The 14,374-nt window shown below is 72.8% G+C and carries 11 protein-coding genes; 5 read left to right on the forward strand and 6 right to left on the reverse strand.

Translation table 11 applies throughout. The annotated features are described in order from the left end of the window. Positions 1-125 precede the first annotated feature (125 nt). Together rbfA and truB are read left to right on the forward strand one after the other, a co-directional pair. On the forward strand, positions 126-560 hold the full coding sequence (gene rbfA / locus OF380_RS04185; RefSeq protein ID WP_264049532.1) for a 30S ribosome-binding factor RbfA: 435 nt from the start codon (positions 126-128) through the stop codon (positions 558-560). 134 nt (positions 561-694) lie between these two features. After that, positions 695-1,720: a tRNA pseudouridine(55) synthase TruB gene (truB, locus tag OF380_RS04190; protein WP_264049533.1), complete on the forward strand. Its 1,026-nt coding sequence runs from the start codon at positions 695-697 to the stop codon at positions 1,718-1,720. A 13-nt stretch (positions 1,721-1,733) separates the two neighbouring features. Here truB and OF380_RS04195 read toward each other — a convergent pair whose 3' ends face one another. From OF380_RS04195 to OF380_RS04210, 4 genes are all read right to left on the reverse strand, one after another. Further along, entirely contained in the window at positions 1,734-2,906 is a 1,173-nt protein-coding gene (locus OF380_RS04195) for a M20 aminoacylase family protein (protein ID WP_264049534.1), read from the reverse strand. A gap of 92 nt (positions 2,907-2,998) precedes the next feature. After that, a complete protein-coding gene (locus tag OF380_RS04200) occupies positions 2,999-5,557 on the reverse strand; it encodes a heavy metal translocating P-type ATPase (RefSeq protein WP_264051179.1) in 2,559 nt (852 codons plus the stop codon). Between the two features lie 95 nt (positions 5,558-5,652). Further along, positions 5,653-6,540: an alpha/beta fold hydrolase gene (locus OF380_RS04205; RefSeq protein ID WP_264049535.1), complete on the reverse strand. Its 888-nt coding sequence runs from the start codon at positions 6,538-6,540 to the stop codon at positions 5,653-5,655. Between the two features lie 270 nt (positions 6,541-6,810). Beyond that, complete coding sequence (locus tag OF380_RS04210; RefSeq protein WP_264049536.1) at positions 6,811-7,557, reverse strand: glucose 1-dehydrogenase; 747 nt, start codon at positions 7,555-7,557, stop codon at positions 6,811-6,813. A 120-nt stretch (positions 7,558-7,677) separates the two neighbouring features. Here OF380_RS04210 and OF380_RS04215 point away from each other — a divergent pair, with 120 nt between their 5' ends. Further along, positions 7,678-8,046, forward strand: coding sequence for an ArsR/SmtB family transcription factor (locus OF380_RS04215; protein ID WP_264049537.1), 369 nt, complete (start codon positions 7,678-7,680; stop codon positions 8,044-8,046). A 43-nt stretch (positions 8,047-8,089) separates the two neighbouring features. Here the strand turns inward: OF380_RS04215 and OF380_RS04220 are convergent, their stop codons facing one another. Both OF380_RS04220 and OF380_RS04225 read right to left on the reverse strand, forming a co-directional pair. After that, on the reverse strand, positions 8,090-10,588 hold the full coding sequence (locus OF380_RS04220) for a PBP1A family penicillin-binding protein (protein ID WP_264049538.1): 2,499 nt from the start codon (positions 10,586-10,588) through the stop codon (positions 8,090-8,092). An 87-nt stretch (positions 10,589-10,675) separates the two neighbouring features. Continuing rightward, positions 10,676-11,314 (reverse strand): HdeD family acid-resistance protein, encoded by a 639-nt coding sequence (locus tag OF380_RS04225; RefSeq protein ID WP_264049539.1) that lies wholly within the window; start codon positions 11,312-11,314, stop codon positions 10,676-10,678. A gap of 220 nt (positions 11,315-11,534) precedes the next feature. Here OF380_RS04225 and OF380_RS04230 point away from each other — a divergent pair, with 220 nt between their 5' ends. Beyond that, positions 11,535-12,770, forward strand: coding sequence for an HlyD family secretion protein (locus tag OF380_RS04230; RefSeq protein WP_264049540.1), 1,236 nt, complete (start codon positions 11,535-11,537; stop codon positions 12,768-12,770). Continuing rightward, on the forward strand, positions 12,767-14,356 hold the full coding sequence (locus OF380_RS04235; RefSeq protein ID WP_264049541.1) for a DHA2 family efflux MFS transporter permease subunit: 1,590 nt from the start codon (positions 12,767-12,769) through the stop codon (positions 14,354-14,356). The genes OF380_RS04230 and OF380_RS04235 overlap by 4 nt, the downstream gene beginning before the upstream one ends. Positions 14,357-14,374 lie beyond the last annotated feature (18 nt).

Consider the following 14,374-nt stretch of genomic DNA (forward strand, 5'->3'; position numbering starts at 1 on the left):
ATCCGCGCCCGGCTTCGGCCGCGCGGCGGCGCATCGCCGTTCCGTTTCAACAACGCTCTCGCGGGCGAGAAACCCATGCGGGCCGGTGTCGAACCGTTTCGACGACAAGACGATCAGAACCCTTCATGGCCCAGAGACAGACCCCCACCGGACCCTCGCAGCGCCAGCAGCGCGTCGCCGAGCTGATCCGCCACGCGATCGCCGAGGTGCTCCAGCGCGGAGACATCCAGGACGCGGTCCTGAACGCGCACGTCATCACGGTGCCGGAGGTCCGCATGTCGCCCGACCTGAAGCTCGCCACGGCCTACATCATGCCGCTCGGCGGCCTCAACGAGGCTCCGGTGATCGCGGCCCTGGAGCGCAACAAGAAGGCGCTCCGGCAGGAGGTCGCCCGCCGGGTGAACCTGAAATTCGCGCCCGACCTGCGCTTCCTGCGCGACGAGACCTTCGACGAGGCCGACCGGATCGACGCCCTGCTGCGCACTGATAAAGTGCGGCGCGACCTCGAATCGCCGGCGTCCGACGACGCGGCCGAATCGTCGGATCCCGACGCGGCCTGACGCGAACCCGACGCGGCCCGCACCGGTTTTCCGGCCCGAGGCGGCGGACGGACCCATCGCAAACGTCCGACCGGGGCGGATGACGGCGCAGCGCGTGCCGCCCGCCCCTCAAAGACCCTTGACCGAGGACCCCCATGATCAACGAACCGACCGTCGAGCGCACCGAAGGCGCCCCCCCGCCGAACCCGGTGGACCGGCCCGCGGCCGCCGAAGGGCGCCGCCCGCCGCGCGGGGCCCCGCGCCCCGACCGGCCCAAGCGCCGCGACGTCAACGGCTGGGTGATCCTCGACAAGGGCGTGGGCATGACCTCGACCCACGCGGTCGCGGTGGTCAAGCGCGCCTTCAACGCCAAGAAGGCGGGGCATGCCGGCACCCTCGACCCGCTCGCCTCCGGCATCCTGCCCATCGCGCTGGGCGAGGCGACCAAGACCGTTCCGTTCGTGATGGACGGGCGCAAGGCCTACGTCTTCACCGTGACCTGGGGCATCGAGACCGACACGGACGACGCCGAGGGGCGCCCGGTCGCCACCAGCGAGGCGCGCCCGACCCGGGAGGCCGTCGAGGCCGCGCTCCCGACCTTCATCGGCGCCATCGAGCAGGTGCCGCCGCGCTACTCGGCGATCAAGATCGCGGGTGAGCGCGCCTACGACCTCGCCCGTGACGGCGAGGAGGTGGTGCTGGTGGCCCGCCCCGTGCAGATCGACCATCTCGGCGTCGTCGAGCACACGCCGGAGCGCACCGTGATCGAGGCCGCCTGCGGCAAGGGCACCTATGTCCGTGCGCTCGCCCGCGATCTCGGCCGCCTGCTCGGCTGCTACGGCCACGTCTCGGGCCTGCGCCGCACCCGCGTCGGCCCCTTCACGGAGGCCGATTCGTGCCAGGTCGCCGCCCTCGAGGCGGCGGGCCCGGACGGCAATGCCGGCCACCTGCATCCGGTCGAGACCGCCCTCGACGCGGTGCCGGCCGTGCCGGTCTCGCGCGACATGGCCCTGCGCCTGATGCGCGGCCAACCGGTGATCCTGCGCGGGCGCGACGCGCCGGTGGAGGGCAAGGCCTTCGCCACCTGCGGCGGCATCCTCGTGGCGGTGGGCGACGTGGAGCGCGGCGAACTCGTGCCGCACCGGGTGTTCCACCTCGGCGGGACCGCGCGCCCGGCCTGACCGGGACGGGGCGTCAGCCCCGGATCGGCAGCCCCGCCTCGATCACCCGCGCCCAGAGGGAGGCGCCGTAGGGGGCGGCGGCGTCGTTGAAGTCGTAGTGCGGGTGGTGCAGGCCCGCGCTGTCGCCGTTGCCGAGGAAGATGTAGGCACCGGGCCGGTGGGCGAGCATGTAGGAGAAATCCTCGGCCGCCATCATCGGCGCCACCGCCCGGTCCACCGCCGCCTCGCCGACGAGGCTCGCCGCCACATCGGCGATGAAGTCGGTCTCGGCCGGATGGTTCTCGGTGACGGGATAGCCGGAATTGAACTCCATCTGCCCCACCGCCCCGAAGGCCCGGGGAACATGGTCGACGATCCCGGCGATGCGAGCCTGGACGAGGTCGCGCACCGGCTGCGACAGGGCCCGCACGGTCCCGCGCAGGCTCACGGTCTGCGGCAGCACGTTGAACGCATCGCCCGCCTCCAGGGCGCAGACCGAGACCACGGCGCTCTCCAGGGGATCGACGCTGCGCGCCACCACGGATTGCAGGGCGACGATGACGTGGCTCGCCACCAGCACGCTGTCGACGGCGTTGTGCGGCTGCGCGGCATGCCCGCCCTTGCCCTCGATGGTGATGGTGAAGCGGTCGGTGGAGGCCATGATCGGGCCCGGCCGGATCGCGAAGGTGCCGAGCGCCTGCCCCGGAATGTTGTGCATGCCGTAGACGGTCTCGACGCCGAAGCGCTCCATCATCCCGTCGCGGACCATGGCCTCGCCGCCGCCGCCGCCCTCCTCCGCCGGCTGGAAGATCAGCACCGCCGTGCCGTCGAAGTCGCGGGTCTCGGCGAGGTACCGGGCCGCGCCGAGCAGCATCGCGGTGTGCCCGTCATGCCCGCAGGCGTGCATCTTGCCCGGCACGGTGGAGCGGTAGGGCAGGTCGCGCACCTCCGCGATGGGCAGCGCGTCCATGTCGGCCCGCAGGCCGATGGCCCGGTTGGAGCCGTGGACGCGCCCCCGGATGACCCCGACCACGCCGGTGCGGCCGATGCCGGTGGCGACCTCGTCGCAGCCGAATTCCCGCAGCTTGTCGGCCACGAAGCCGGCGGTGCGGTGGACGTCGTATTGCAGTTCCGGGTGCGCGTGGAGATCGTGGCGCCAGGCGGCGATCTCGTCCGCGAAGGCGGCGATCCGGTCGAGGACGGGCATGGGAGCGACTTTCGAGAGGCGACGGCTCTCAGGAGGGGACGCGCCGAGGTTGCGACGACGCACCCGCAGCAAACAAGAGGCCAAGGACGCGGTCAACGCATCCTTTGGCCCGCGGGCCCGCGCGGTCCGGCGGCGGCGCGGCGCAGGCGCAGGGCGTTGGCGAGGACGAAGACGCTCGACAGGGCCATGGCGCCGGCCGCCAGCACCGGCGAGAGCAGCGGTCCGCCGAGCGCATGGAGCAGGCCGGCCGCCACCGGGATGAGCGCGACGTTGTAGGCGAAGGCCCAGAACAGGTTCTGGCGGATGTTGGCCATGACCGCCCGCGAGAGCCGCAGGGCCGTGACGATGCCCCCGAGCGCCCCCGACATCAGCACCACGTCGGCGCTCTCCACGGCGATGTCGGTGCCGGTGCCGATGGCGATCCCCACATCGGCCTCCGCCAGGGCCGGCGCGTCGTTGATGCCGTCGCCCACGAAGGCCACCGGTCCAAAGCAGGTGCGCAGGGCCTGCACGGCCGCGACCTTGCCGCCGGGCAGCACCCCGGCCGAGACCTCCGCGATGCCGAGCCGGCGGGCCACGCTCGCGGCGGGCCCCGGCGCGTCGCCGGTGATCATCGCGACCGTGAGGCCCCGGGCCCGCAGGTCGGCCACGGCCTCGGCGGCGCCGGGCTTGACCGGGTCGGACACCGCCACGAGGGCGGCGAGGCGTCCGTCGAGCGCCACGTAGAGGGGGCTGCGGCCTTCGGCCCCGAGGCGTTCCGCCTCCGCCGCCAGGGCCTCGCTGGCGATGCCGTGGCGTGCGAGGAGGCGTTCGGCCCCGACGATCACCGCGCGGCCGTCGACGGTGCCGGCGATCCCGTAGCCCGGCTCCGCCGCGAAGCCGCTCACTGCCCCGAGACCGAGCCCCCGCGCCTCGGCGGCCGCCACGATGCTGCGGGCGACCGGGTGCTCGGAGCGCGATTCGAGGCTGGCGGCGAGGCGCAGGGTCTCGTCGGCGGCAAAGCCCGGCGCGGGCACGAGGTCGGTGAGGGTCGGGCGGCCCTCGGTGAGCGTGCCGGTCTTGTCGAGGGCGACCACCCGGACGTCGCGCAGCCGCTGGAGCGCGCCGCCGTTGCGGAACAGCACGCCCAGTTCCGCCGCCCGGCCGGTGCCCACCATGATGGAGGTCGGGGTGGCGAGCCCCATGGCGCAGGGGCAGGCGATGATGAGGACCGCGACGGCGTTGACGAGGGCGAGTCCCAGGGACGGGCTCGGCCCGAAGGCGAACCAGCCCGCGAAGGTGAGGCCGGCGGCGGCGAGCACCGCCGGGACGAACCAGCCCGTGACCCGGTCGACCACGGCCTGAATCGGGAGCTTGGCCCCCTGCGCCGCCTCGACCATGCGCACGATCCGCGCCAGCACCGTGTCGGCGCCGACGGAGGTGACGCGGAGGTCGAAGCCCCCGTGGGTGTTGAGGGTGCCGCCCACCACCGCGTCGCCCACCCCCTTGGCCACCGGCACCGGCTCGCCCGTGACCATGGCTTCGTCGACGTAGCTCGCACCGGAGACGAGCACGCCGTCGGCGGCCACCCGCTCGCCGGGCCGGACCCGGACCACGTCGCCGAGCGCGAGCCGCGCCTGCGCCACCTCGGCCTCGCGCCCGTCGCGGATCACCCGCGCGGTGGCGGGCGCGAGCCCGACGAGGCGCGCGATCGCCGCCCCGGTCCGGCCCTTGGCACGGGCCTCGAGGGTGCGGCCGAGCAGGATCAGCGTGACGATGAGGACCGCCGCCTCGAAGTAGAGATGCGCCGTGCCGGGCGGGAGCAGGCTCGGGGCCAGCACCGAGACCAGGGAGTACAGGTAGGCGGCGCCCGACCCGAGGGCCACGAGGGCGTTCATGTCCGGGTGCCCGCGCAGCAGGGCGGGCAGGCCCTGCCGGAAGAAGCGGGCGCCGGGCCCCGCGAGCACGAGGGTGGCGAGCACGGCCTGGACCAGCCCGAGCACGGTAACCCCGAACGCGCCGTGGAGGGCATGGGCGAAGGCCGGGGCGAGGTGCCCGCCCATATCGAGGACGACGATGGGGGCCGACAGGATCGCGGCCCGGACGAGGTCGCGCCACAGCGTCCGCATCTCCTCGGTCCGGCGCGCCGCGAGCGCCCCGGTCGGAGACGTCGCCGCGGGCGCCCCCGTCGTGGACACGTCCGTGTCGCCGGCGCCCAACGCCTCGTAACCGGCCTTGGCGATGGCGGCTTCGAGGTCGGCCCGCGTGACGCTTCCCTCGGGATGGTGAATCTCGGCGCGCCCGGTGACGAGATTGACCGAGACGCGGGTGACGTTCGGCAGAGCGGCCAGCGCCCTCTCGACCCGTCCCACGCAGGACGCGCAGGAGAGGCCGCCCACCTCGATCACGGTCACCGCCTCCGGCACCTCGTATCCGGCCTTCACGATGGCGGCGACCGCCTCTGACGCCGATCCGGTCAGGTGAAGGTCGGCCCGTCCGGTCGCGAGGTTGACCGAGACGTCCGAGGCACCGGGCAGCGCCGCCAGCGCCCGCTCGACGCGACCGACGCAGGATGCGCAGGACAGGCCCTCCACCGGGAGGCTGAGGCGCCGGGCGGATGAGGGCGGCAGGGATGAGGGCGGGGCGGAGTCGAGGGTCGGGCGCAGGTCCATATCCGTCATGTGGGGATTGCGGGCGCGGATCGGTCAAGGATGGCGCGCGGCCAGCGCAGGGCTGATGCGGGCTGTGCGCCGGTCCGAGGGATCGCTCAGTCCTCCGCACCCAGCCAGTCGCGGATCCGGGCATGGATGCGCGCGGGCTGCTCCAGGTGCAGCCAGTGGCTCGCGTCGGGCACGAACTCCAGTTTGCCGCGGTCGCACAGGGCCAGCGCGGCTTCGGCCACGTGGGGTTCGAGGAAGGCGTCGTCGGCGCCCCAGAGGATCAGCGTCGGCGGGGCGATGCGGGCGGGCCGCGTGGAGCGGGGCCGGTGGCGCAGGGCCCGGTAGTAGTTGAGCATGGCGGTGAGCGAGCCCGGATGCGCCCAGGCCTCCGCGTAGCGGTCGAGGGCGCCGGGCTCGAAGGTGCCCGCCCGGGCGCTGCGTGCCATCATGCCCCGCAGGCCGGCGAAGTCGAAGCCGCTCAGGGCCGCCTCCGGGAGCCAGGGCAGCTGGAACAGGGCCACGTAGGTGCTGCGCAGGGCCTGGGTCGGGTGGGTCAGGGCCTGGCCGGCCCAGGTGTCCGGATGCGGGCCGTCCATGAGCACCACGCGGCCAAGGCGCTGCGGGTGCCGGGCCGCCACCCACCAGCCGATCACCGCGCCCCAATCGTGCCCGACGAGGTGGATGCGCTCGGCGCCGAACGCATCCGCCAGCGCCACCACGTCGGCCGCGAGGGTGTCGAGGTGGTAGGCGCCGACCGCCTGGGGTGCGTCGCTGGTGTTGTAGCCGCGCAGGTCCGGCACGACGACGTGGTAGCCCGCCTCCGCCAGGGGCGTGATCTGGTGCCGCCACGCCCACCAGAATTCCGGAAAGCCATGAAGCAGGACGACCACCGGATCGCCGGCCCGCCCCGCCTCGACCACGTGGAGGGAGACGCCGTTGACCGCGTGCCGCGCTTCGCGCCAGCCTGCCTCCAGCAGGGTTTCAGTGTCGGGCATGCACGGGATCCTCGGCGACGGCTCGCCCTGCGAGAACCGGCTCCGTGCCGCCGGGGTCCATGTCGTGGCGTCCATGTGTCAGCGTCCATGTCGCAGGAATCGGTGCCACCGGGGCGCAACGCTGCGGGCGGACCGTGTGACCCGGCCCACCCCGCTCGGTTCGAAGGGAATCGTGCCCGCGATGCGAACGCGATCCCGGCCGTCATCCGCGGCGCCGCCCCCACGCACGGCCTTCGTGCACTGTCTTCGCGCGGGGGGCGGACGCGTGGCTCAGTGGACGCCGCCGCTGGCGCCGATCTCCTCGCCGGTCACCCAGCGGGCATCGTCGGACGCGAGGAAGGCCACGAGGCCGGCGATGTCGTCGGGACGGCCGGCGCGGCCCAGCGGGGTCTGGGCGACCATGCCGGCCTCCATCTCCGAGCCGACGATGCCGGCCGTGTGCGTGCCCTCCGTCACCACGTAGCCGGGGCTGACCACGTTGACCCGGATACCGCGCGGAGCCAGCTCGTTGGCCAGCACGCCCGAGATCGCGTTCACGGCGCCCTTGGTGCCCGTGTAGACCGCCGTGGTCGCCGGCTGCACGCTGGCGGCCACCGACGAGATGTTGATGATGCTGCCGCCCGCGCCGAGGTGCCGGGTGGCCGCCTGCGTGGCGAGCAGGACGCCGAGCACGTTGACGTCGAACAGCCGGCGGTAATGCTCCTCGGTCACCTCCCCGATCGGCGCGAATTCGTAGACGCCGGAATTGTTGACGAGCACGTCGAGGCGGCCGAACTCGGCCACCGCCGCATCGACGAGGGCCTGGGCCTGGGCCGCCTTCGAGACGTCCGCCTGTACCGCGATGGCCCGGCCGCCCTCCGCTGCGATCGCCGCCACCACCGCGTCCGCGCCCGCGCGGCTCGACGCGTAATTCACCACCACCGCCGCGCCGTCCTGCGCCAGGGCCTTGGCGATCGCGGCGCCGATGCCCTTCGAGGCGCCGGTGACGACCGCGACCTTGCCATTCAGCTTCGACATCTGTGCTACTTTCCGATCTGGGCTGGCGCCAGGATGGTCGCCTTGGTCCCATAGTTCGGAATTTCGGAACTAATGGCCCCGGGTTCAAGCCCCCGGGTGCACGCCCCATATGGATTGATCATGAGGCCCCTGGTTCACCCCGCCATCGACGACATCCGGCCGGAGGCGGTCCTTCACGCCCTGTCCGATCCGAACCGCGCGGCGATCTTCGCGCGGATCACGACGGCGGGCTGCGTCGACACCTGCACGGCGGTGGCCGCACTAGGGGAACGGGTCATCCCGAAATCCTCCCTGTCCAGCCACTTCAAGGTGCTGCGCGAGGCCGGGCTGATCCGCAGCGAGCGCCACGGCGTCGAGATGCGCAACCATTCGCGCTGCGCGGAGGTGAATGCCCGCTTCCCGGGCCTGCTCGCCGCGATCATGACGGCCTACGCCGCCGAGGGCGGCTCGGGAGCGCCGTCCGCCGACGTGGAGTCCGGTTCGGCCTAGGACCGCGCGTCGGAGCGGCTGCGCGACGCGATCGGGAACGGCCCTAGCGCCGGCCCCAGATCCCGGCGCGCTCCGAGCGGGCCTGCTCCTCGGCGGCGAGGAGGTCGGCCGGGGCGTCCTCGGCGGCGCGGGCACCGCCGGCCGTGAGGATCAGCGAGGCGAGGTCGTCGCCGTCGATCTGGCAGCGCAGCAGCGCGCCGCCCGCCTCGACCCCGGCGGGCGGGGCGCAGCTGACCTCGCGGCGGCGCAGATAGCGGGCGAGCTGGCGGGCGAGCGCCCCGCCCTCCCCCTCGACGCCGAGGAGGCGGACCGTGCGGCCCCGGAAGGCCAGGGTGCCGGTGTCGATCACCTCGGGCACGCCGCGCAGGGCCGCGGCGGGGTTGACCGCGACCTCCTTGGCCGGCGCGGGTTCGGCGCGGGCGGCGGAGGGGCGCTTGCGGCCCTTGGCGAGCTGCGCCGTCGCCCGCTGCACGAAATCGCGAAAGATGCTGGCGGGGATGTCGCCGCCGCCGACGCGGTTCATCGAGGCATTGTCGTCGTTGCCGACCCAGATCCCCACGATGAGGTCCGGCGTCATGCCGATGAACCAGGCATCCCGATAATCCTGCGTCGTACCGGTCTTGCCGCCCACCGGCAGGCCGGAGACGCGCGCCCCCTTGCCGGTGCCGCCATCGACCACGGCCTGAAGCGAATCGAGCATCATCGCCCGCGCCTCGGTGGGGATCGCGGCGCCGGCCTTGGACTCGGCGCGCAGATACAGCGGCTGCGGCTGGGCGCCCCGGATCGCGTGCACGCTGTGCGCGTCCACCGGGGCGGCGCCCGCGAGCACGCCCGCATAGGCGCGGGTCATCTCCAGCAGGGTCACCTCGGCCGAGCCGAGCGCGAGGCTCGGCACGTTGGGCAGGTCCGAGGTCACGCCCATGCGGCGGGTGGTGGCGATGACGGCGGGGATGCCGACCTCGTCGGCGAGCTGCGCCGCCACCGTGTTGACCGATTGCGCGAAGGCGCTGCGCAGGGGCATCGCACCCTTGAAGCGGCCGGTCGAATTCTGCGGCTCCCAGTCGCCGATCTGGATCGGCCGGTCCACCAGCACCGTGTCGGGGTTGAAGCCGTTCTCGTAGGCCGTGAGGTAGACGAACAGCTTGAAGAGCGAGCCGGCCTGGCGCTTGGCCTGGGTGGCGCGGTTGAACTGGCTGTCCTCGTAGTCGCGCCCGCCCACCATGGCGAGGATCGCGCCCTCCTTGTTGAGCACCACCATGGCGCCCTGGCCCGCCTTCTTCTTGGCCCCCTCCGCGTCGAGGCGGCGGGCGACGACGCCCTCCGCCAGGCTCTGGAGGTCGAGGTTGAGGGTGGTCCGCACGGTGACGTCGCCGGGCGCGTCGGCGAGCTTCTTGGCCTCGTTCGAGACCATGTCGAGGAAGTAGTTGGTGCCCGGCGGCGTCTCCGGGGGCGTGCGCAGGGTGATGGTCTGGGCCCGGGCCTTGTCGGCCTCGGCCGCCGTGATCGCGCCGGTCTCCACCATGGTCTGGAGCACCACGTCGGCGCGCTCCTTGGCGCCGCCGAAGTTGCGCGTCGGGGCGAGTTGCGAGGGCGCGCGCACGAGGCCCGCGAGCATCGCGGCCTCGGGCAGGGTCAGGGCCTTGGCGCCCTTGCCGAAGTAGCGCCGGGCGGCGGCGTCGATGCCGTAGGCCCCGGCCCCGAAATAGGCGGTGTTGAGGTAGCCGAGCAGGATCTCGTCCTTCGACATCGTGGCTTCGACGCGCAGGGCCAGGAACGCCTCCTGGATCTTGCGGCGCAGGGTCTTCTCCTGCGTCAGGGAGGTCAGGCGGACGTATTGCTGGGTGATGGTCGAGGCGCCCTCGCGCACGCCGCCGCCGACCACGTTGCGGTACATCGCCCGCAGCATCCCGCGCGGATCGATGCCCCAGTGGGAACGGAAGCGCCGGTCCTCGATGGCGATGACGGCCTGCGCGAGGTGGGGCGGCATCTCGGCGGCGGTGAGCTTCTGGCCCTGGAAGGCGCCGCGCGTGGCGAAGACCCGGCCGTCATCGGCCTCGACGGTGAGCGCGCGCTGGCCGGCCTCGAGCACGGCGCCGCCGAGCGGCGGCAGGGTGGCGAAGCTGTAGATGACGAGCCCGGCCAGCAGGGCGAGCGGGACGAGGACGAGGGCGAGGGCCGCGGCGAGCCAGGGCTTGCGGCGCAGGCGCGCAGCGCGGGACGTGGCCGGCGGCGTCTCGCCGGCCGTCGCGGCGGGCGGCTCGGCGGCGGATGCGGGACCTCGGGCGCGGAAGCGCCGGGCAAACCCGGTCCAGGCCGGCCCGGCCGCCCGCGCCGCGCCGGCGGCCCGGCGTCCGGCTCCGCGCGCGGCGCCCGCCGCCAGGACGCCGAGTTGCCGCCCCAGCACCTTGGCGGCCGCCGCGGCCTCGCGGGCGGCGGCGCGGGTCTCATCGGTCTCCCGGTCCGGCGCGCCGGGTTGACGGGGCGCGGATGGGTTCGGGTCCGGCCTCTCGTGGCTCGGGCGGTCCGGATCGAGAGGGGTCATCGGGGGCCATGGTCGTGGGAACCGGCGCTCGACGGAGAAGCGCCGTATCGTGTCACGCCGGTTCTAGACCATTCCCGGACGCCAAAGCTACGCCGTTCCGGCCCGTCCGAGGGGCGCCGGCCGGCCGGCCTCCGCGTGGCGCCCGCGCAGGCGGAAGGCCAGGAGGATCAGCAGGATTCCGAACGCCACCGTGTAGCTGCCGATCCACCACGTCAGCACCAGGGCCGACACGCCCGGATTGATGAGGAGCGCGATGCCGAACAGGATCGAGACCGCGCCGCCGAGTACCAGCCACCAGCGCCCGTAATGCGCATGCAGGCGGAACGCCGCCGCGATCATCAGGCCGCCGGTGACCAGCGCCCAGAACGCCACGAGGTAGACGAAGGCCCAGATCGCGGCCGCCGGCACCAGCACGGCCGCGACGCCGACCACGATGTCGAGGAGCCCCTCCAGGAGGAGGAAGCCCCAGCGCTCGTGCCGCTGCGCCGCCCGGACCGAGGCGACGACGCCGACCACGCCGTCGACCAACATGTAGGCCGCGAAGAACAGGACGAGGGAGAGCACGAAGGCGCCGGGCGCCACGAAGGCGACGAGGCCGAACAGCACGGCGATCACGCCGCGCAGGGCGACCAGCCACCAGTTGCGGGCCAGCACGATGCTCATCGCGTCGAGGCGCTGGAGGCCGAGGGGCGGCGCTCCGGGCGGGAGGTTGGATCCTGCGGACATGCGGGTCTCCTGCTGCGCGCGACCGCACGGGAAGCGGCCGCGTCTTGGCCCGAGAACGCCGGTCCGATTCCGGACGTTCCGCAGGTTCCGCGCGGGAAACCGGGTCCTCGACCCCGTGAAGGAACAATGCGGTGCGCCGCCCCTTCATCCCATCGAGGCGGGTTATTTGCGTTTCGCGGGATGATTTCGCGAAGCGCGTCGTGCGCGTGGATCGTCATCGATGCTCGAGGACCAGCAGGACGTGGATCGCCGGATCGAGGCCCGGCGGTCCGAACCCGGCGAGACCAGGACGATCCCCGAGGCACGCGAAGGGGACGATCGCAAAGGGGACGATCGCAAGGGGCACGACCGCGGGCCCGATAACGGCGACGATGCGGGCGAGGGAGCGAACGGAGAGCCGGACCCGGATGCCGAGGGGCGCTCCAAGCCCAACATCCTGCGCCGGCATCCGTTCTGGGCCCTGGGAATCGCGGTCGCGGTCCTCGCCCTGGTGGCGGGGGCCTATGTCTACTGGCTGACCTGGCTGCACCCGTTCGAATCCACCGACGACGCCTTCGTGGACGCCCGGCAATTCTCCATCGCCCCGAAGGTCGCCGGCTACATCGTAGACGCGCCGGTGACCGACAACCAGCACGTGGAGGCCGGCACGATCCTCTTCCGGATCGACCCGCGCGACTACGAGGTGGCGCTCGCGCAGGCGCGCGCCCAGGTCGCCTCGGCCGAGGCCGCGATCGCCAATTACGACGCGCAGATCGAGGGCCAGAAGGCGCAGATCGAGGCGTCGCAGGCGGAGGTCACCCAGGCGGAGGCTTCCCTGACCTTCGCCCGCGAGGACGCGGCGCGCTACCGGGATCTCGCCGAGAAGGGCGCCGGCACCATCCAGCGCTCGCAATCCTCCCGCTCGACCCTCGACCAGCAGCAGGCGGCGCTCGCCCGCGCGCAGGCGGCTCTGGCCGGCGCACGCACGCTGGTCGGCGCGCTGGCCGCCCAGAAGGCGGGGGCTGAGGCGAACCGCGCGCAGGGCCAGGCCCAGGTGGCACAGGCCGAACTCAACCTGGGCTACACCACCGTCACGGCGGCGCAGGCGGGGCGCCTCGTCCAGCTTTCCGGCGCCAAGGGACAGTTCGCCCAGGCCGGGCAGACGCTCTCCACCTTCGTGCCCGACGACATCTGGGTGGTGGCGAACTACAAGGAGACGCAGATCACCGACATGCGGCCCGGCCAGCACGCCGACATCACCATCGATGCCTACCCGGATCGCCGGATCACCGGGCACGTGGATTCGGTGCAGCCCGGCTCCGGAACCGCCTTCAGCCTGCTGCCGGCCCAGAACGCCACCGGCAACTACGTGAAGGTGGTCCAGCGCATCCCCGTCAAGATCGTCGTCGATGCGTGGCCCACCGACGTCGCCATCGGCCCCGGCATGTCCATCGTGCCGAAGGTGCATGTGCGATGAGCGCGGCGGCGCTGCCGAAGGCGCCCGGCGGCCACAATCCCTGGGCCATCGCGCTCGTGGTCTCGCTGGCGACCTTCATGGAGGTGCTCGACACCACCATCGCGAACGTGGCGCTGCGCTACATCTCGGGCGGCCTCGCGGTCGGGCCGGACGAGGCGGCCTGGGTGGTGACGAGCTACCTCGTCGCCAACGCCATCGTGCTCACCGCATCGAGCTTCCTCGCCAAGCGCTTCGGCCGCAAGGCGTTCTTCATGTGGAGCATCGCGCTCTTCACGGTGGCGTCGATCCTGTGCGGCTTCGCCTGGAATCTCGAATCGCTCCTGGTCTTCCGGGTGCTGCAGGGCCTCGGCGGCGGCGGCATGGCCCCGCTCGCCCAGTCGATCCTGGCCGACTCGTTCCCGCCGGCCAAGCGCGGTCAGGCCTTCGCCCTCTACGGCCTCGCCGTGGTGGTGGCCCCCGTGGTCGGGCCGACGCTCGGCGGCTGGCTCTCCGACAACGTCTCCTGGCACTGGTGCTTCCTCATCAACGGCCCCATCGGCGTGATCGCGCTGGGGCTGATGCACGTGCTGCTGCAGGATCCGCCGGGGGCGGTGGAGGAGCGAAAGCGCCTGCGCCGCGCGGGCGTGCGCTTCGACCTCGTCGGCTTCCTCCTGGTCGCCACCTTCCTCGGGGCGCTCGAGGTCGTCCTCGACGAGGGCCAGCGCAAGGACTGGTTCGGCTCCACCTTCATCGTGGTGTTCGCGGTGATCTGCGTCGTCGCCTTCGTGGCGATGATCCCCTGGGAACTGACGCGCAAGAACCCGGTCGTCGACCTGCGCCTGCTCGGCACCCGGCAGTTCGGCGCCTGCTTCCTGGTGATGATGGCCACCGGCGCCATCCTCATCGCCACGACGCAGTTCGTGCCGCAACTGGTGCAGGAGTATTTCGGCTACACCGCCACACTGGCCGGCCTCGTGCTGGCGCCGGGCGGCCTCGTCACGGTCTTCATGATGCTGGTGATCGGCCGCATCTCGGGCCGCGTGCAGCCGAAATACCTCATCGCGCTGGGGGCCGCGATCGTCTCGGCGGCGATGTACGACCTCACTCGGCTCTACGGCGACACCAGCTTCTGGTTCTTCGCCTGGTCGCGCATCTATATCGGCATCGGCCTGCCGATGATCTTCATCTCGATCACCGCCGCCTCGTACGAGGGCATCGACAAGTCGCAGACCGACCAGGCCTCGGCACTGATCAACGTCGCCCGCAACGTCGGCGGCTCGATGGGCGTCAGCCTCGCCCAGAACGTGCTCGCCTACCGGCAGCAGTTCCACCAGAGCCGGCTCGGCGAGAGCATCACCAGCGCGAACCCGAACTACCAGGAGACGCTGCGGAGCGCGACGCAGTACTTCCAGGCCCACGGCGCCACGGGCGTGGAGGCGCAGAACCAGGCCATCGCCTGGATCGGCCAGCAACTCCAGACGCAGGTGGCGTACTGGGGCTATATCGACGTGTTCTGGTCCCTCTGCCTCGTCTCCGGGGCGGCGGTGCCGCTCGCGATGATCCTCAGCAAGGTCAAGCTCGGCGGCGGGGCTCCGGCCGGTCATTGAGGGGACGTCGGGTCCGCA

The sequence above is a fragment of the Methylobacterium sp. FF17 genome, assembly GCF_025813715.1.
In the GTDB taxonomy this organism is placed as follows: domain Bacteria; phylum Pseudomonadota; class Alphaproteobacteria; order Rhizobiales; family Beijerinckiaceae; genus Methylobacterium; species Methylobacterium flocculans.

Bases quoted from the DNA above. Each gene is read 5' to 3' on its own strand.
- rbfA (WP_264049532.1), top strand. From the start codon at position 126: ATGGCCCAGAGACAGACCCCCACCGGACCCTCGCAGCGCCAGCAGCGC.
- truB (WP_264049533.1), top strand. From the start codon at position 695: ATGATCAACGAACCGACCGTCGAGCGCACCGAAGGCGCCCCCCCGCCG.
- OF380_RS04195 (WP_264049534.1), bottom strand. From the start codon at position 2,906: ATGCCCGTCCTCGACCGGATCGCCGCCTTCGCGGACGAGATCGCCGCC.
- OF380_RS04200 (WP_264051179.1), bottom strand. From the start codon at position 5,557: ATGGACCTGCGCCCGACCCTCGACTCCGCCCCGCCCTCATCCCTGCCG.
- OF380_RS04205 (WP_264049535.1), bottom strand. From the start codon at position 6,540: ATGCCCGACACTGAAACCCTGCTGGAGGCAGGCTGGCGCGAAGCGCGG.
- OF380_RS04210 (WP_264049536.1), bottom strand. From the start codon at position 7,557: ATGTCGAAGCTGAATGGCAAGGTCGCGGTCGTCACCGGCGCCTCGAAG.
- OF380_RS04215 (WP_264049537.1), top strand. From the start codon at position 7,678: ATGAGGCCCCTGGTTCACCCCGCCATCGACGACATCCGGCCGGAGGCG.
- OF380_RS04220 (WP_264049538.1), bottom strand. From the start codon at position 10,588: ATGACCCCTCTCGATCCGGACCGCCCGAGCCACGAGAGGCCGGACCCG.
- OF380_RS04225 (WP_264049539.1), bottom strand. From the start codon at position 11,314: ATGTCCGCAGGATCCAACCTCCCGCCCGGAGCGCCGCCCCTCGGCCTC.
- OF380_RS04230 (WP_264049540.1), top strand. From the start codon at position 11,535: ATGCTCGAGGACCAGCAGGACGTGGATCGCCGGATCGAGGCCCGGCGG.
- OF380_RS04235 (WP_264049541.1), top strand. From the start codon at position 12,767: ATGAGCGCGGCGGCGCTGCCGAAGGCGCCCGGCGGCCACAATCCCTGG.